This window comes from Stenotrophomonas maltophilia, from assembly GCF_013464915.1.
GTDB classification, from domain to species: Bacteria; Pseudomonadota; Gammaproteobacteria; order Xanthomonadales; family Xanthomonadaceae; genus Stenotrophomonas; species Stenotrophomonas maltophilia_AT.
Genome location: NZ_RAVT01000005.1, coordinates 107,966 through 125,433, shown reverse-complemented (window position 1 = coordinate 125,433; position 17,468 = coordinate 107,966). Strand labels below are relative to the sequence as shown.

Below are 17,468 nucleotides of genomic sequence, written 5' to 3'. Positions count from 1 at the left end.
AAGAAGAACGGATCCGACCGGGTGGACCACCGGGATCCGCGCGTCAATCCAGCCCGCTGTCATCCAGGCTGATGATGCCGCGCCGCAGTGCCTGGGTGACCGCATGCGTTCGGTCGCCGACGCCGAGCTTGTCCATCAGGCTCTTCATGTGCGCCTTCACGGTCTGTTCGGAAATCTGCATGCGCTCGCCGATGCGTTTGTTCGACAGTCCGCCTGCCACGTGCCGCAGTACCTCGGTCTCGCGCGGTGACAGGCGGTCTTCGATCACATGCGCGGCGATGCTGGCGGCCACCGCGGGTGGAATCGGCGCACGCCGGCCACCGGCCACCATGCGGATGGTGTCGACCAGTTCGTGGCGCAGCATGTCCTTCAGCAGATAAGCGCTGGCACCCGCCTGCAGGGCCCGCACCGCGCGCACATCGCCGCGGTAGGTGGTCAGCACGATGATGCGCGCGCGCGGGTCCAGTGCACGGATCCGTACGATCGCCTCCACACCATCCAGGCGCGGCATCTGCAGGTCCATCAGCACCACGTCCGGCTGCAGCTGCTGGTAACGCGCGATGGCCTCCTCGCCGTCGGCGGCCTCGCCAAGCAGGCGCAGATCGGCCTGCGCGCCCAGCAATGCCGCCAGCCCGTCGCGCAGCAGGGGATGGTCGTCGACCACCAGTACGCCGATCGGGGAAGGGAATTCAGTCATGCTCGGGTCTGCTCCAGGGCCATCGCCAGCGTGGCGCGCGGCGGTGATACAGGCGCCGTGCGGGAACCGCCAGCGCTACTTCGGTACCCAGTCCGGGGCGGGTCCACAACTGCAGCTCGGCCCCGAGCCGCTGTGCGCGCTCACGCATCCCCTGCAGTCCCCAATGGCCGTGTCCAGCGTCTTCATCGGCAATGCCGACACCGTCATCCCGTACGTGCAGCAGGAAGCAGCGCGTGCCGTAGGACAGTTCCACCTCAATGGCACTGGCATTGGCGTGGCGCAATGCGTTGCGGATGGCCTCGCGACCAATCAGGAACACTTCCTCCGCGGCATCGGCCTGCAGTGGTGGCGTTGCGCCTTCCACGGTAAGACGCAGTGGATTGGTGCCGTGCCCCGCGTACTCGGCATGCACATCGGCCAATGCCGAAGCCAGGTCGCGACCGGCGAAAGGGCCGTCGCGCAATGCGTTGACGCGTTCGCGGCCCTCGGCCAGATTGCGCTCGGCCAGCTGCATCGCCGATTCCAGCTGGCCGCGCACTGCTTCTGGCGTCTGCGCGGACTGGCTGATTGCATGCAGGCGCAGGATCAGGCCCTGGCTGCCCTGCAGCAGGGTGTCGTGCAGGTCGCGCGCAATGCGTTCACGTTCGCCATTGCGCTCCTGCAGGCGGGCGCGGAACAGCGCGGCGAGCTGGCCACTGCGGATGCGCACGGCCAGTACGAGCAGCGCCAGCACGGCGGCCACGCACAGCAGCTTGAACCACACGGTCTGGAAGAAGGTGGGCGCGATGCGGAAGCTGCGGCTGGCCGGGACCGAGCTCCAGATGCCGTCCTCATTGGCGGCTTCCACGTCGAAGCGATAGCTTCCCGGCGCCAGATTGGTGTAATAGGCGCGGGTGCTGCTGCCTGCGTCCTGCCAGCCGTCATCGACGCCGGACAAGCGATAGCGATAGCGGTTGCGCTCGGGACGGGCCAGTGAAAGGGCCACGTAGTCGATCTGCAGCTGGCTGGTGCCGGCCGGCAGGCGCAGGCCGTCCCGCAGTGGTTGCTGTTCGCTGCCATGCAGCACGTCACCGATGCGAACGCTGGGCGCCAGCGTGTTGACATGCGAACGCGTGGTGTCCAGCCAGGCCAGGCCCTGGTTGGTGGCCAGCCACAGAAGACCGTCGTCGGCCAGCGCGGCGGTAGCGATCGGCCCGCTCTGCAGGGCGATGCCGGGCATGCCGTCCACCGCATCGAACAGGCGGGGCGTCACCTGCTGCCCTGACTGCAGTGCTCGGCGCAGCAGGCTGCTCTCAAGCCGCACCAGGCCACGGCTGCCATTGAGCCACAGATGCCCGCCCGCATCGGCCACCATGCCGGTGATGCCTTCGAGGACGCCGGCCATGTCGGTGCGCACCGCAACGAAGGGCCCCTCGCCGATGCGAGCGGCGAGTCCGGCTTCGCCGGCTACCAGCAGCAGGTCCTGATGCTGCAGCAGGGCGGTTACCGGCCCTACAGAAAGGCCCTGCGCTGCGCCGAAGGTATCGATGGCCGTCGTGCCCATCCGGCGCACGCGACCATCGGCGTAGCCGAGCAGCAGCTGGCCATGGGCGTCCAGCGCCAGCGAGGAGCAGGCCTGCTCGGGCAGGCGACTCGCGCGCTGCCAGTGGTCGTCCCGGTAATGCAGCACACCGCGTTCGCCCGTACATACCCAGGCCTGCGTCTGGTCGGGGAACAGCAGGGCGTGCAGGGGCTGCCCGGTGAACGGTGCGGGCAGCGGAATCAGCGTGGTGCGGCCTTCGACGGTGCGCGCCAGATTGACCCAATCGAACTGCCAGATCGGTGCAGGTGCCTGCCGCGCCGCGGCCTGCAGCTGTGCGGCGCTGCCTTCCAGCAGGGAGCGCCGCAGGTCGTAGGGCCTGAGGTCTTCACCGTAGCCGTACACCCGTCCGTCAGGGGTGCGCACCAGCGAGCGGTACGGATCACTGGGGCCGACCGCCAGGGTATGCACGCTGCGCGCGCGGAAGCGGTTGAGGCCAAGATTGGTGCCTACCCAGAGGTTGCCTTCGCGGTCGGCGATGATCGGCACCGCCGAGGTGGCAGTCAGGCCGTGCGGTGAATCGAAGCGCTCCATGCGCACGGCGCGGGTGCCGTCGAACGTGACACGGGCGACGCCTCCATGCGGGCTCATCGTCGCCCACAGCGCGCCATCGGCGGTGAACTGCATGCGGGCAGCAACCAGGTCGGGCAGGCGCCGCGCCTCACGTTCGGGCTCGGCCAGCAGCCCGTGTGCGTTTGCCAGTGGCGAGGCGCCACGCACGCGGTCGGCCAGCCACACCTCGCCCTGCGGGTTCTCCACCAGTGTTGCCATCTGGGAGACGGCGATGCCGGTATCGATGAAGGCCGCCTGGTGCGGTCCGCGCATCCATATCTTCAGATCGGCCAGTACCCAGAACGTGCCACGGCTGTCATGCAACACCCATTGCACGCGGTGTTCCGGCAGCCCGGCAGAGGCCGGTGGGGGTTGCCAGCGCCGGCCATCGAACCAGCGCAGCCCACCATTGATCGCTGCCCAGAGGCGGCCCTCGCGGTCCTGGCTGAAGTGCGGCACCACGCCGACCGGTACGCCCTGTTGCCGACCGTAGTTGTGCAGTTGGCCGCGTGCGAGTTGGCTGATGCCGGCCTGGAAGTAGCCGATCCACATTGCATCATCGCGCCCGACCGCCAGGGTGACCATGTTGGTGGACGGGAAGCTGCTGCCCGGTGGTGGCGCCTGGCGTTCAAAACGGCGGCCGTCGAAGCGGTACAGGCCCGAACCGGTCGCCAGCCACAGCAGGCCATCACGGTCCTGCGCAATGTCCCAGATATCGCCCGGCGCACCCTGGCCGACCCGCCATGCGGTGTGCTCGTAGCCGGGCAGTCCGCTGCTCAGCGCGGGATGCTGCACGGCGAGCGCGGGCAGGGCGGTCATCAACAGCAGGCACGTCAGCAGCGCCGGCAGGCGACGCAGGAACGGGAAGGGGCGGCCACGCATGGTGCGCATTCTGGCAGGTGCGGGGCAGGCCAGGGTGACCCGAACGGGGTAGGCGGCACGCGGCCCCATCCGGTATCACGCCGGCATGCCCCGTGGAGCCCGGCCATGCAGCGCCTGTTCGTGATGTTTCCCGACCGTGGCCCGGGCGTCGGTCTGCTCTGGTTGCGGCTGTGCATTGCGGCCGCACTTTGCGCGCCCGGCATGACAGGGGGCTGGTTGTCGGCCTTGTGCCTGCTGGCTATGGCGATGCTCGCACTTGGTGTGCTGACTCCACTGGCGGCAGTGATGGCGGCCGCAGGTCTGTCCACGCTGCCCGGGCCGTGGCCACTGGCGCTGCTGCCTCTGGCCCTGCTGGCGCTGGGGCCAGGCGCCTATTCGCTGGACGCACGGCTGTTCGGTCGCCGCGTGATCGGCCGCCGGCCTCCCCCATTCGGGTAGGTGCTGGCCTCGACCGACGGGGGTAGGGCATCGCGCAGGGGCCCTGCACCATGGGCCACCCCCTCGCGGCGTCCTCGATGGCCACTGTTACTGCACAGGAATCCCCCGCTGCGTCGCTGGCACCGCAGCAGGTCGCCGCATTGCAGCGTGCATTGCGCTATGTCGACGAACACCTGTCACAGCCGCTGCGGGTGACCGAACTGGCGGCCGTCGCCTGCGTCAGCCGCTTCCATCTGGTGCGCCTGTTCCGCAGCGGTACCGGCGCCAGCCCGCTGCGCTATGTACGCCGCCGCCGTATCGAACGCGCGCGCCAGCTGTTGTCGGCCCAGCATCTGCCGATGTCCTGCCTGGCGCAGCAGCTCGGCTTCTTTGACCAGAGCCATTTCGTCCGCAGCTTCCGCGCAGAGACGGGCTGCAGTCCCGGCCAGTACCTGGCCGGCGATGCCGCCCTCCTGCTTCCACCAGACCTTGATTCCAACGGAGTCCACGCATGAACCTTGCCACCGCCACGCCCGCCCCGTCCCTGCTGTCGCCGACCGACCATGCGCTGGTGCTGATCGACTTCCAGTCGCAGATGGCGTTTGCTACCCACACCATCGACATCTCCGCGCTGCGCAACAACGTGTCCCTGATCGGCAAGGGCGCCAAGGGCTTCAACGTGCCGGTGCTGCTGACCACGGTGGCGGAAGCCTCGTTCTCCGGCCCGATGTTCCCGGAGCTGCCGGCGATCTTCCCGGGCCAGCCGGTGTTCGATCGCACCTCGATGAATACCTGGGAGGACCCGCTGGTGATCGACGAAATCAACCGTATCGGCAAGCGTCGGTTGGTGATGGCCGGGCTGTGGACCAGCGTCTGCATCGTCGGCCCGGCCCTGTCGGCACTGGCGCAGGGCTTCGAGGTCCATGTGATCACCGATGCCTGCGGTGATGTCAGCGAGGAAGCACACGAGCGTGCGATCACCCGCATGGTGCAGGCCGGCGCGGTACCGATGACCAGCGTGCAGTACCTGCTGGAGCTGCAGCGCGACTGGGCACGCGGTGAGACCTACGATCTGACCACCGGCATCGCGCGCGATCACGCCGGTGGCTACGGCATCGGCATCCAGTACGCCAAGCGCATGTTCGGCGCGCAGGAAGGCGGGCACTGAGCATGCTGGCTGGCCATGGCCTCGACCTGGCCCTGCTGATGCTGCGCGTGGCCGCCGGAGGATTCCTGCTGCCACACGCGCTGGGCAAGCTGTTCGGCTGGTTCGGCGGTCCCGGGCTGTCCGGTTTCGCCACCGAACTGCGCGGCTTCGGGTTGCCGTCGGCAGCGCCGTTGCCGCTGCTGCTGGCGTTGGCACAGGTAGCGTCCGGCCTGGCTGTGCTGATCGGTTGGCAGACCCGCATCGCCGCGCTTGCGGCAGCGGCCTTCATCGGCTTCACCGTACTGTTGGCCCTGCCCAAGGGCTGGTTCTGGATGCGCGGCGGCAGCGAGTACCCGTTGATGTGGACCACGGTACTGCTGGCCCTCGCGCTGGCCGGGCCCGGCGCCTGGGCACTGGACGGCCAACGCCTTCCGGGAGATCTCGCATGAGTCACGATCCACTCGACCACGGCCGCCGCAACGTGGTGCTGGCCGGCGGCGCCGCGGTGGCGCTGGGCCTGGCCGGCCGTGCCGGTGCCGCACTCGATTCCACTTCCAAGGAGCGTCGCATGAGCACGCTGGTCATCCGCAATGCCCGCATCACCACCCTTGATCGTCAGCAGCCGCACGCGCAGGCGCTGGCCGTGCAGGAAGGGCGCATCGTCGCCGTTGGCAGCGACGCGGAGATCATGCGCGAGTGGGGCAATGAAGCGACCCTGATCGACGCACAGGGCCGGCGCCTGCTGCCCGGCCTCAACGACAGCCATACTCATCTGATCCGTGGCGGCCTGAACTACAATCTGGAACTGCGCTGGGATGGCCTGCGCTCGCTCGCCGATGCGATGGCGATGCTGAAGGCCCAGGTCGACCGCACGCCCGCACCGCAGTGGGTGCGCGTGGTCGGTGGCTTCGCTGCTACGCAATTCAATGAAAAGCGCCTGCCGACCCTGCAGGAACTCAATGACATCGCGCCGGATACGCCGGTATTCCTGCTGCACCTGTACGACCGCGCGCTGCTCAACCGTGCCGCGTTGCGCGCCTGTGGCTACACCAAGGACACGCCGGATCCGCCGGGTGGGCAGATCGTGCGTGACTCGCTCGGCAACCCGACCGGGCTGCTGCTGGCCAAGCCCAATGCGCTGATCCTGTACGCGACGCTGGCCAAGGGCCCGCGCCTGCCGATCGAGTACCAGGCCAACTCGACGCGCCATTTCATGCGTGAACTGAACCGGCTCGGCATCACTTCGGTGATCGATGCCGGCGGTGGTTTCCAGAACTATCCCGAGGATTACCAGGTCATCGAGCAGCTGCATCGCGATGACCAGCTGACGGTGCGCATCGCCTACAACCTGTTCACCCAGAACAAGGGCAAGGAAGTGGACGACTTCCGGGGCTGGAGCGAGATCCTGCAGCCGCGGCAGGGCGATGACCTGCTGCGCCACAATGGTGCCGGGGAAATGCTGGTGTTCTCGGCAGCCGATTTCGAGCTGTTCAACGAGCCGCGACCGGAGCTGCCACCGGAACTGGAGCCGCAGCTGCACGACGTGGTCAGGCTGCTGGTCGAGAAGCGCTGGCCGTTCCGCATCCACGCCACCTACGACGAGAGCATCACCCGCATCCTGGATGTATACGAACAGGTCAACCGTGAGGTGCCGTTCGATGGCCTGCACTGGTTCATCGACCACGCCGAGACCATTACCCCGCGGAACATCGAGCGCATCCGTGCGCTGGGTGGCGGCATCGCCGTGCAGCACCGCATGGCCTACCAGGGTGAAGCCTTCGTCGAGCGCTACGGCGTGCAGGCCGCGCGGCACACGCCGCCGGTCAAGCGCATGCTGGCCGAGGGCGTACCGGTGGGCGCGGGCACCGATGCCACCCGCGTGGCCAGCTACAACCCATGGGTGGCGCTGTCCTGGCTGGTGACCGGGCGCACCGTCGGTGGTCTGGCCCTGTATGGCGAGGAAAACCTGCTTGAACGCGAGCAGGCGCTGCGCCTGTGGACCCAGGGCAGCGCCTGGTTCTCCGGCGACGAAGCCGTGAAGGGCACCCTGAAAGCCGGCCAGCTGGCCGACTTCATCCTGCTCTCGGCCGATTTCTTCCGCGTCGACGACGCGCAGATCGCCGACATCACCAGCGTGCTGACCGTGGTCGGTGGCCGCATCGTGCATGCCGACGGCGACTACGCAGGCCTGGCGCCGCAGCTGCCGCCGGCAATGCCCGACTGGTCGCCGGTCAACAGGTTCGGTGGCTACCATGTCGGGGGCGCCGCCACCGGGTTGGCAGCTGCGCATCGCCACCATCACGGCGTGGCCTGCAGTACCCACGGCGCGCATGGGCATGCCGCGCAGCACGCGGCGCCGACCAATGACCTGACCGCGTTCTGGGGCGCGATGGGATGCTCGTGCTTCGCGTTCTGAGCCTGGCGTTGCTGGCCACGCCCTCGCTGGCGCTGGCCTGTGACAGTGGCCGCTGCAGTGACGTGGGTGACGGCCAGCTGCAGTGGGACGCGTCGCTGCGCGTGCGCGGGATGTACTACGACCCGACCCGGTTCGGCATCGACGGCAGCGAGGATGGCTATGGTCTGCTGCGTGCGTTGGCGTCGGCCACGTATGCCCGCGATGACTGGCGGGCGAAAGTGCAGCTGGGTGTGCACGGCGAAAAGGGCAGGGCGGGCGGCCCAGGCCGGACCGACCGCAGTGCGCTGGACGTGCAGCAGGCGTACTGGCGTTGGCAACGCGGCGGTTTCCACATGCAGCTGGGGCGGCAGGAAGCCGGCTATGGAAGCTCACGGTTGCTGTCGGTTCGCGATGGCCCGAACATCCGGTTGGCCTTCGATGGGGCACGGGCAGGCTGGAAGGGACGGCTCGGCACGCTTGACCTGATGGCCTTGCGACCGGTTGAGAACCGGCCGGGGGCGTTCGATGATCGCGGTGAGTCCGGGGCGCATCTGTGGGGGGCCTATGCCACCACAGCGCGCGGCCGCTGGCCCGGGCAATGGGATCTGTACCTGCTGGACTATCGCCGCGACGGCGCGCGTTTCGCCGCCGGCTCCGGCAACGAGCGGCGGCAGACACTCGGCGCGCGCTGGTTCGGCCAGGCGGGTTCGCTGGACTGGAACAGCGAGCTGGTGGTGCAGGGCGGTGAACTGCGCACCGCTACCGGCAACCTCGACATCCGCGCCTGGACGCTGGCTACCGATACCGGCTGGCGCTGGAGCGATGTGCCGCTGCAACCGCGCCTGGGGCTGAAGGCCGACGTCGCCAGCGGCGATGGCGACCGGCACGATGGGCGATTGGGCACTTTCAACGCGCTGTTCCCGAAATCGGCCTACTTCAGCGAGGCCAGCCTGCTGGCGCCAGCCAACCTGATGGACGTGCAGCCTACGCTGGCACTGCGCCTGCACGACGCGGTGACGACGGAGCTGGGCGTACAGATGGCCTGGAAGCATCGTCGCGCTGATGCGGTCTACACCACGCCGGCACCGCTGGTGGCATTGCCGGGCAGCGCCGGCGGGGCGCGCCGCATCGGCACCCAGTACAAATCCGAAACCCGCTGGCAGGCCAGCGAACACTGGCAATGGCAGCTGCAGCTGGCCTGGGTCGATGCCGGGCCTGCACTGAAGCAGGCCGGTGGCCAGGACACGTTGTTCGCCTCGATCGTTGGAGCATGGCAATGGTGAACGCAAGCACGTCGCAACCCCCTGCACAGGCCGCGGGGGCCTGGTCCCCGCTGAAGATCCAGATGTTCCGTTCGATCTGGCTGGCGATCCTGGCCAGCAACATCGGCACCTGGGTCAATGATGTGGCCGCCGCCTGGGTCATGGCCGAACGCACCGGTTCGCCGCTGATGGTGGCGCTGGTGCAGTCGGCCACCACGGTGCCGATCGTGCTGTTGGCACTGGCGGCAGGCACGCTGGCCGACATTGTCGATCGCCGGAAATACCTGTTGGCGACCCAGGGGTGGATGCTGCTGGTGGCGGCAGTGATGGCCGCACTGACGGCGATGGACCTTCTGACCCCGCAGCTGCTGGTGCTGTTGACCTTCTGCATGGGCTGCGGTGCGGCAATGGCGATGCCGGCGCAGGCGGCGATCGTGTCCGAGCTGGTGCCGCAGCCGATGCTGGCCTCGGCGGTGGCACTGAACTCGATCGGCATCAATATCGCGCGCTCGATCGGCCCGGCCATTGGTGGCGTGATCGTGGCGCAGCTGGGTGCGGTATGGGCATTCGGCTTCAATGCCATCACCTTCGCCGCGATGCTGTTCGTGGTGTGGGGCTGGAAGCGTGATCCCAAGCAGTCCAGCCTGCCGCCCGAAGGTTTCGGTGCCGGCTTGAAGGCGGGCCTGCGCTACGCCAGCCGCGCTGGACGGCTGCAGGCGGTACTGATCAAGTCGGTGGGTTTCTTCTTCTTTGCCGCCGCGATGAACGCGCTGCTGCCGGTGGTGGTGCGCGGACAGATGCAGGGTGGGGCGGGGCAGTACGGCATGCTGCTCGGCTGCATCGGTATCGGTGCAGTGGGCGGTGCGTTGCTGCTGCCGAAGCTGCGCGCGCAGATGGACCGCGACCTGCTGGTGCTGCTGGCCACGCTGTCGCTGGCGCTGAGCCTGGTCGGGCTGGCGCTGACCCGAAGCTGGTACGTGCTGCCATTGGTGATGCTGATCAACGGTTTTGCCTGGATCACCGTGCTGTCGTCGCTGCAGATTGCCGCGCAGACGGCAGTTCCGGCATGGGTACGCGCGCGGGCGCTGGCGCTGTACATCATGGTGTTCTCGGCCGGCATGGCGGCCGGTGGCCTGAGCTGGGGCGCGCTGGCACAGCGTACCTCGCCGGAGCTGGCATTGCTGGTGGCCGCCGCAGGTGCGGTGATGGGTGGGCTGCTGGTGTGGCGCGTACGCATCGCCGGTACCGAAGACCTGAATCTGCGCCCGGCCGGGCACTGGCCGGCACCGGAGCTGTCGGTGCCGGTGTCAAACGATCGAGGTCCGGTGCTGGTCACCATCGAGTACCGCATCGACGATGCAGATCGTGCCGCGTTCCAGGCACAGATGCGCACGTTGGGAACGATCCGTCGTCGCGATGGTGCCGTGGTCTGGGGCGTGGTCGAGGATGTGGCCAGCCCGGGCATCCACCTCGAGTATTTCGTGACCCCCTCGTGGCTGGAGCACCTGCGCCAGCACGAACGCATCACCGCCGACGACAAGGCGATCCAGGAAGTGCTGCGTGGGCTGCATCGCGGCGAGCGTGCGCCGGTGGTGCGTCACTTCGTGGGTGGCCACGATCCGCTGCCCAGGACGGGGGTCCCGCACCACCACAGCGATATCTGACCTGCCGGAGGTAGAGCCGGCCGCMGGCCGGCTGCCCGATCAATCCATCCCGATCCTGCGCAGCCGGCCMGCGGCCGGCTCTACCACGGCGGCGGCGCTGGGTGGCGCCGCCGCGGTACGTCACTTGTGTGCGAAGGCCAGCAGGTCGGCGTTGAACTGGTCGGCGTGGGTGACGGTCAGGCCGTGCGGGGCACCGGCGTACACCTTCAGCTCGGCGTCCTTGATGATCTGCGAAGACAACCTGGCCGAGGCATCGAACGGCACGATCTGGTCGTCGTCGCCATGCACCACCAGTGCCGGCACATCGATCTTCCTGAGGTCTTCGGTGTAGTCGACTTCCGAGAACTCGTGGATGCAGTCGTACTGGCCCTTGACGCCGCCGAGCATGCCCTGCAGCCAGAACGAATCACGCATGCCCTGGGTGACGCTGTTGCCATCGCGGTTGGCGCCGAAGAACGGCGTGGTCAGATCCTTGAAGAACTGCGAGCGGTCGCCACCGGTACCCTTGCGGATGCCATCGAACACCTCCAGCGGGGTGCCGGCCGGGTTGCCGGCGGTCTTCAGCATCAACGGCGGCACGGCGCCGACCAGTACCACCTTGGCCACGCGCTTGCTGCCATGGCGGCCGATGTAGTGCGCCACTTCGCCACCACCGGTGGAGTGGCCGACCAGGATCGCGTCCTTCAGGTCCAGTGCCTCGATCACTGCCGCCAGATCGTCGGCGTAGGTGTCCATGTTGTTGCCGTCCCAGGTCTGGCTGGAACGGCCGTGGCTGCGGCGGTCATGGGCGATCACGCGGTAGCCGTTCTGGCCCATGAACAGCATCTGCGGGTCCCAGGCATCGGAGGACAGCGGCCAGCCGTGGGCGAACACGATCGGCTGGCCGGTGCCCCAGTCCTTGTAGAAGATGCGCGCGCCGTCGGCGACGGTGACGAAGTTGCTCATTGCGGTTTCCTTGGCGGTAGGGAGGGGCGGCGCCGGCGGATATGCCGGTACCGCCGGCAGTACAGCGCACGGCCCGGTGGGTGGCTTGCACGGCTGTGCTGGATTGGCCGGGATGTGACGCGTATCGCTCTGGAACCCGGCGGCGTCCGCGCCGACGATGATGGCGGTCCTGTCCAGGAGGGTGCGATGTCGAGAGTGCGATGCAGCCCACTGTTGTGCCTGCTGCTGGCCACAACGGTTCACGCGCAGACCAACGTCTACAAATGCGTGGACGGGCCGCATCCGGTCTATCAGCAGACACCCTGCCAGGGGCGCGCGGAATGGCGCTGGGAGGTGCCGGAGGAGCAGTCGCTGTCACGCGGAGCGGTGCCAAAGCCGGCCAGGGCGGGCAGCGCGGCGCTGGCGCCACCACGCACCGTGCGTTCGGGGCGGGCGCAGGCCGCGCTGATACCCATCAGTACGGACCCAGGGGCCTGTGAGCGTGCACGACAGCACCGCGGGGACGTGCTGGCCAGGAGCAAGCGCCTGGACTTCGTGCAACGTCGTCAACTGGACGACGCGGTGTACGACGCCTGCCGCTGAGCGTGGCTCTCGAAAGGCCGAAAGCGACAACGGCGCCCTGGGGCGCCGTTGTGCGTGGATGCGGATGGCCGGGCCTCAGCGACTGTCGCTGGCGGCAGCCGGTGCCGGCGAAGGCACGCTTTCCGGCTTGGGCAGGCTCAGTTCCGGGTTGCCCTGTTCGGCCTGCAGGATCTGGATTCGGCGCTGCAGGGCGTCCAGCTGGCTGTTGGTGCTCTGCACGTCTGTGCTGAGGCTGACCGCCTGCTGCTGCGCCTGCTGCAGGGCGGCGCTGACCTGGGCGGACTGCGCCTGCTGCTGTTCCATTTCCTGCTGCAGGGTACGCAGGCGTTCCTCGTTGTAGGCCACCAGGCGCTCGGTGTAGCGCTTGCCGGCTTCCAGGCGGGTGGTATCGATGTAGACCTGGGCCAGCTGTTCGGACTGCTGGGCAAAGGTACGGTAGACCCGCTCGGCGTTGTCGACGGCATCGGTCTTGATTACCCGCCAGAAGTTCTTCTCCTGGAACAGGGCGACGTAGTAGGTCAGGGTGTTCGCGTTGAACAGCAGGCTGGCGCCGTAGTTGCCGTTGTAGGTCGTGCGCAGCTCGGTCAGCTGGCGCGAATCCATCAGCTGCTTGAGTTCGTCAACGGTGTTGCGCACCACCGGCGCGCTGCGTGCGGCCGGCTCTGCGGCTGCCTCACGGTCGCCACGGGCAGCCATCGCCGCCGGTGCCACCAGCATCATGGCCACGGCCAGCAGTGCCGCGCCGCGCGCGTGCCGGGCGAAGACCGCGCCCCCTGAAGTTTCTCGCATGTCTAGACCATCCACGGATGAGTGTGGGTTGAGATGAAGGTGGTTCCCCGCCGGGAGTCTAGCATGGGCGCGGGCGCCGCCAAGGGCGCCCGTCACGGGTCAGTAGACCAGCTGCGCCGCGCTGCACTGGATCGACTGCACGTTGACGTCGGTGCGGCCGAGTTCCAGGCCCAGCACGCTCGCCAGCAGGTTGGTCAGCAGGGTGCCGACGCTGTTGAGCACTGGCCTCAGGGCGGCCAGGATCGGCTTGAGCAGCGTGCACAGCAGGCCGCTGCAGCTCACGCTGCCATCCGGATTGGTGACGCCGGTTCCACCGGTACCATCGAGGAAGCCGGCCGGCGCGGTCTGGATGTATGAGGCCAGGTTGTTGCGCACGCAGCCGTTGTAGTCGATCAGGTTGCCCAGCAGGCTGTCGCAGCGGTTGATCAGCAGGCCGCCCACCAGCGATCCGAGCAGCCCATCGAGCACGCCCAGTCCCTGGCCGGTGACGGTGACCTTGAACGCATCCCAGACCTGGCCATCCTTGTGGCAGGTGGCAAGGTTCAGCAGGCCACAGGCATAGGGAAGGCCATCGGGTACGGTCCAGCTGTTGAGCGGGGCCAGCTGCCGGCTGGGGTCGCCATCGCGCAGCAGTGGGATCAGCTTGTTCACGTCGTAGCGCGTATTGGGTGGGAAGGTTGCCTGCAGGTAGCGGTCGGCCAGTGCCTTGGCAGTGTCGTTGGCGCTCATGCCCTGCTTGGGTGAGCTGAGCATGCCCGACAGCACGCGCAGCAGTTCATTGACCAGGTCCGACACCGCGTTGCCCACTGCAAGTGGATTGATCCGGGTCGAAGCGGTTTCTCCGGCGGCAAGGGTCAGGTTCTGCGAGCTGGTCAGGGCAGGCAGGGTGATCCTGTCATTGATCAGGGGTTGCCCGAGCAGCTTCAGCAGCTGCTCGTTCTTCAGTGTGGCGTCGCAGACATTGCTCTTGGAAAAGCGTTGTGCCGGGTCGACATTGCCGACACAGGCGCGCAGCACCGACGAATCGACCTTGATGGTGGCCTTCTGGGGGCTGGCGCCGCATTGGATGCCGGTCAGCGTGCCCATCGCATTGGCGACATCGACATGCAACGGCAGGTGCAGTCGCGTGCCGAGCAGGTTCAGCAGCGGGCCCACCGCGAACAGGTTGTTGCTGTCCACGTCCACCATCAGCCGCACCTGCGCGTTGTACGCGCGTGTACCGACACCACCGATGGCGATCGAGGGCGGCTCGACCACGCCGGCCTGGATGTTGATGCCCAGCAGGTCCAGTCCCTTGACCGCCACGCCGTTGCCGTCGTTGGCGATGGAGATGGCGGTGCTGATCAGGTTGAGGACGTTGACCTTCGTTTCCAGCGCGCTGCCGACGGTGCCATCCGGTGAGACGACCTCGGCGAACAGGCCACCGCCGCCGGACTGGCTGCCCAGCACGATGTTGAGCTTGTTGATGTCCAGCTGGGTGGCGACCAGGTCGGACAGCGCGCGCAGCTGCACGCCCACGGTGGTATTGCGGCCGACCACGGTGGCGGTGGCATCGACCAGCTGTGCCAGCGAGATCTTGTTGACCGACAGCAACCGGTTGAAGTCGGCCACGCTGAGGTTGGCGCTGACCGGGATGTTCAACGCCTTGAGCAGGCCCGATGGCGTGATGTTGGCCTGGGCCAGGCCGTCATAGGAGAGCACGGTGGCATTGGTGACATCCAGGCCGACCAGGCGCAGGGTCGACAGCAGTACCGAGTCGCCGTTGGTGCGCAGCAGCTGCGAACCGACCGCGAACACCGCAGTCGGCTCGGAACGTCGGGCCACCGCCTCCACGCTGACGGTGGGCAGGCTGGTGTTCTGGCCGAAGAACGGCAGCACGCTGCGCTGCGCGACCACCTGCACGGCATTGCGTGGGTTGCTGGCATCGACGGTGGTGACGAAGCGGTTCGACGTGCTGCGTGCGGCGCTCCAGTTGCCGCAGCGGATCTGCAGGGTGCCTGCGAACTTGTTCTGGGTGACTGCGCTCTGTCGTGCTGCGCTGTTGTCGCTGTTGTCAGGCGTGCACAGCTCGAGCCGTTGTGCACCGGCCAGTGCAGCGAGGTCTGCGACCTTCTGTGCGTCACGCTTTGCCCAGAACAGGTAGCCGATCTCGATCAGGCCCAGCATGGCGAGCAGCGCCAGCATGACCAGCATCATGGTGACCGACATACCGCCCCGTGGGCGGCTGAAACTGAACTGGCGTGGGCGTTTCATGGCCTACCTCAGCGTCCGGATGAGGATGTTCCCTTGGACTTGGCGACATCGGTTTCGAAAAAGTCCGGGATCTCGTGTTCGAAGCTCTTCAGGTACCGGGCATAGCTCAACGTGGCCTGGTCGCCGAGGATCGGCAGGCGTTGCCCGGCCTGCTGCCCCGATGCCTGCAGGCGGAACAGGTCGCGCGCGGTATCGCCGATCTGCGTGCGTGCAGGGCGGGGCGCTGGTGCAACGTGGTCGGTGGCGATGATCGGCGGGGCGGCGGCCGGTGATGACGATGGAGCAGGGGCTGCAAGGTCCACCGTGGCCAATGCCTCGGACTGCAGTGGCTGGCTGGCCGCTGCCACCGGCGCGCTGCCGCCGAGCATCTGCCCGGTCAGGGGTTGCTGCTGCGCCTGCGCGCCGCCGGCCATCAGCAGGCAGGCCAGTGCAGGCAACAGGCGTCGGGTCAGGGGCATTGCGCTCATGGAGTGTTCCCGTTCGGCTGATCGGAGGTGCTGAAACGTTCCAGCATCGAGGGCGGCAGGCGCTGTGGGTCGCGCGCATCACGGATGTCGCGACGTGGTTCGGCGGCCAGGCGCGTGGTGCTTGGCGGCACGCTGGAGGCGGCACTGGCGTTGGCGCGGGTGGACGGGGACGCAGGGGCAACCTGCGCCGCGGCGGCCTGGCGCTGCTGCAGGCGAGCACGGATCTGCGCGGCCTGCTGCTGGATGCTGCGTCGCGTGTCCTCGTTGAGACTGGCCTGCGCGGCGAGGCGCTCTGCGGTGGCGGCGTCGCCGCGCAGCACGGCCCACAGGGCAAGGTTGGCCGTGGCCTTGGGGTTGCCCGGAGACAGCTCCAGCGCCTTGGCCAACGGTTCACGCGCCTGTTCGAACCGGCCTGCACGCAGGCGTGCATAGCCGAGATCGCCCAGGTAGTCGGTGTTCAAGGGCTGCAGCTGCGTGGCCCGGGCCAGTGCCTCCTCGCTGCCGCCATCGTCGTCACGGCGCGCAGCGATCAGGCCCAGGCCGTGCGCGGCTGCAGCGGCCTGCGGGCCATTGGAGAGCTCGCGGTACAGGGCGATGGCAGCGTCGGCCTGGCCGGTCTCGCGCAGGGCGTCGGCCTGCAGCAGGCGCAGCGCCGGCGGATCGCCATAGCGCTGGCGGAAGGCATCGACGTGGGCCAGCGAGGCATACCAGGCACCCTGCTGCTGCATGCGCCCGATCAGTTCCAGGTAGGCATTGCGGCTGTCCTGCGGTGCCGGTTCGGGCGCGGCCAGGCTGGGGGCGCGCAGGTACTTCGGCGTGGTCGACGCACAACCACTGGCGACGGCGGCGAGGGCGAGCAACAGGCAGGAGGTGCGCAGGGCAGGCATCAGGGCGATCCCATCTTGGACATGGTGGTGGCCAGCGCGACCAGCGCCGGTCCGGCAAGAACCAGCATCAGCGCTGGCAGCAGGGTCAGCATCATCACCACGGTCATCTTCACCGAGAGCTTGCCGACCTTTTCCTTCAGGGTGTTGCGGCGCTGTTCCCGCAACCGGATGCTGAACTGCCGCAGCGGTTCCTGCACTGCGCCGCCATGCGCGTGCACCTGCAGGATCAACTGCATCAGGCTGGTCAGGTCATCATCGGCGTAGACCTCGCTCAGGCGGCGCAGGGACTGCGCGCGCGTACGGCCATGGGTGTACGCGACGTTGGCCTCCTGCAGCTCGCCGCCGAGCACCGGTAACGCGTCGCGCAGCTTGTCGCCCAGCGTCTGCAGGCTCTGGTCCATGCTGAAGCCCACGCCCTGCAGCAGGCGCAGCAGGTCGATCAGCAGGGGCAGCTCGTTGTCGACCGCACGCCGGCGCCGCTTCACCCACGAAGACAGGATGAACTTCGGCAGCAGCAGGCCCGCTGCGAGGGCACCGATCACGACCATCACCTTGGCCAGGCCCTGGGCGCTGCTGAACGCCAGGGCCAGCGCCAGCACCAGCACGCCCAGCAGCAGGCGCAGGCCAAGATAGATGGCGGTGCCACGGCGTGTGTTCCAGCCCGCCAGGTCCAGCAGCAGCCGGTCTTCATTGGCCAGCAATGCAGATTCCAGGCGGCCGCCACTGAGCGCGCGCCCGAAGCGTTCCAGCCAACCCAGCGAATCACGGCGCGCGGCTTCCGTGTCGCGTGCCTCGTCCCGGGGTTGCAGTGCGGTCTTCAAGGTGGCCGAGGTGCGCTGTTCGCGATGGCTGCGTACCCACCCGGCAATGCCCAGCAGGGCAATACCGGCGGCCAGAACCAGCAGGGACAGTGCAAACCAGGTGCTGGCACTCATCGGGCACCTCCGTGG

16 protein-coding genes are annotated in these 17,468 nt (G+C 68.0%); 8 read left to right on the top strand and 8 right to left on the bottom strand.

Going from position 1 to position 17,468, the window contains the following annotated elements:
* Window positions 1-43: 43 nt before the first annotated feature.
* Window positions 44-697: a response regulator gene (locus D7T59_RS01975; RefSeq protein ID WP_180851142.1), complete on the bottom strand. Its 654-nt coding sequence runs from the start codon at window positions 695-697 to the stop codon at window positions 44-46.
* Window positions 690-3,719 carry a sensor histidine kinase gene (locus D7T59_RS01970; RefSeq protein ID WP_180851141.1) on the bottom strand — a complete coding sequence of 1,010 codons (3,030 nt, stop codon included), beginning with the start codon at window positions 3,717-3,719 and terminating at the stop codon, window positions 690-692. The genes D7T59_RS01975 and D7T59_RS01970 overlap by 8 nt, the downstream gene beginning before the upstream one ends.
* A gap of 96 nt (window positions 3,720-3,815) precedes the next feature.
* Between D7T59_RS01970 and D7T59_RS01965 the strand changes: the two genes are divergently transcribed.
* The 7 genes from D7T59_RS01965 to D7T59_RS01935 all read left to right on the top strand — a co-directional run bounded on the left by D7T59_RS01965 (window position 3,816) and on the right by D7T59_RS01935 (window position 10,595).
* Window positions 3,816-4,148 (top strand): hypothetical protein, encoded by a 333-nt coding sequence (locus D7T59_RS01965; RefSeq protein ID WP_180851140.1) that lies wholly within the window; start codon window positions 3,816-3,818, stop codon window positions 4,146-4,148.
* A 50-nt stretch (window positions 4,149-4,198) separates the two neighbouring features.
* Complete coding sequence (locus D7T59_RS01960) at window positions 4,199-4,642, top strand: helix-turn-helix transcriptional regulator (RefSeq protein WP_180851139.1); 444 nt, start codon at window positions 4,199-4,201, stop codon at window positions 4,640-4,642.
* Complete coding sequence (locus D7T59_RS01955) at window positions 4,639-5,295, top strand: hydrolase (protein ID WP_180851138.1); 657 nt, start codon at window positions 4,639-4,641, stop codon at window positions 5,293-5,295. Before D7T59_RS01960 ends, D7T59_RS01955 begins: the two co-directional genes overlap by 4 nt.
* Before the next feature lie 2 nt (window positions 5,296-5,297).
* Window positions 5,298-5,723, top strand: a complete 426-nt coding sequence (locus tag D7T59_RS01950) for a DoxX family protein (protein ID WP_180851137.1) — start codon at window positions 5,298-5,300, stop codon at window positions 5,721-5,723.
* Window positions 5,724-5,842: 119 nt separating this feature from the next.
* Window positions 5,843-7,690 carry an amidohydrolase gene (locus D7T59_RS01945; RefSeq protein ID WP_180851161.1) on the top strand — a complete coding sequence of 616 codons (1,848 nt, stop codon included), beginning with the start codon at window positions 5,843-5,845 and terminating at the stop codon, window positions 7,688-7,690.
* Window positions 7,669-8,952: an alginate export family protein gene (locus tag D7T59_RS01940; RefSeq protein ID WP_180851136.1), complete on the top strand. Its 1,284-nt coding sequence runs from the start codon at window positions 7,669-7,671 to the stop codon at window positions 8,950-8,952. The genes D7T59_RS01945 and D7T59_RS01940 overlap by 22 nt, the downstream gene beginning before the upstream one ends.
* The gene (locus tag D7T59_RS01935) at window positions 8,946-10,595 is read left to right on the top strand and encodes an MFS transporter (protein WP_180851135.1); all 1,650 of its coding nucleotides are present in this window, start codon (window positions 8,946-8,948) and stop codon (window positions 10,593-10,595) included. Before D7T59_RS01940 ends, D7T59_RS01935 begins: the two co-directional genes overlap by 7 nt.
* Before the next feature lie 120 nt (window positions 10,596-10,715).
* Here the strand turns inward: D7T59_RS01935 and D7T59_RS01930 are convergent, their stop codons facing one another.
* Window positions 10,716-11,540 (bottom strand): alpha/beta fold hydrolase, encoded by an 825-nt coding sequence (locus tag D7T59_RS01930; protein ID WP_180851134.1) that lies wholly within the window; start codon window positions 11,538-11,540, stop codon window positions 10,716-10,718.
* A 186-nt stretch (window positions 11,541-11,726) separates the two neighbouring features.
* Here D7T59_RS01930 and D7T59_RS01925 point away from each other — a divergent pair, with 186 nt between their 5' ends.
* The gene (locus D7T59_RS01925) at window positions 11,727-12,122 is read left to right on the top strand and encodes a hypothetical protein (protein ID WP_164136508.1); all 396 of its coding nucleotides are present in this window, start codon (window positions 11,727-11,729) and stop codon (window positions 12,120-12,122) included.
* A 75-nt stretch (window positions 12,123-12,197) separates the two neighbouring features.
* Here the strand turns inward: D7T59_RS01925 and D7T59_RS01920 are convergent, their stop codons facing one another.
* The 5 genes from D7T59_RS01920 to D7T59_RS01900 form a co-directional block, all read right to left on the bottom strand.
* Window positions 12,198-12,911: a DUF2968 domain-containing protein gene (locus tag D7T59_RS01920; RefSeq protein WP_164136509.1), complete on the bottom strand. Its 714-nt coding sequence runs from the start codon at window positions 12,909-12,911 to the stop codon at window positions 12,198-12,200.
* 99 nt (window positions 12,912-13,010) lie between these two features.
* Window positions 13,011-15,164 carry a TadG family pilus assembly protein gene (locus tag D7T59_RS01915; RefSeq protein ID WP_180851133.1) on the bottom strand — a complete coding sequence of 718 codons (2,154 nt, stop codon included), beginning with the start codon at window positions 15,162-15,164 and terminating at the stop codon, window positions 13,011-13,013.
* An 8-nt stretch (window positions 15,165-15,172) separates the two neighbouring features.
* Window positions 15,173-15,631: a DUF3613 domain-containing protein gene (locus D7T59_RS01910; protein WP_180851132.1), complete on the bottom strand. Its 459-nt coding sequence runs from the start codon at window positions 15,629-15,631 to the stop codon at window positions 15,173-15,175.
* Window positions 15,628-16,518: a tetratricopeptide repeat protein gene (locus tag D7T59_RS01905; protein ID WP_180851131.1), complete on the bottom strand. Its 891-nt coding sequence runs from the start codon at window positions 16,516-16,518 to the stop codon at window positions 15,628-15,630. The genes D7T59_RS01910 and D7T59_RS01905 overlap by 4 nt, the downstream gene beginning before the upstream one ends.
* The gene (locus D7T59_RS01900) at window positions 16,518-17,453 is read right to left on the bottom strand and encodes a type II secretion system F family protein (protein ID WP_164136513.1); all 936 of its coding nucleotides are present in this window, start codon (window positions 17,451-17,453) and stop codon (window positions 16,518-16,520) included. Before D7T59_RS01900 ends, D7T59_RS01905 begins: the two co-directional genes overlap by 1 nt.
* Between the last annotated feature and the right edge of the window lie 15 nt (window positions 17,454-17,468).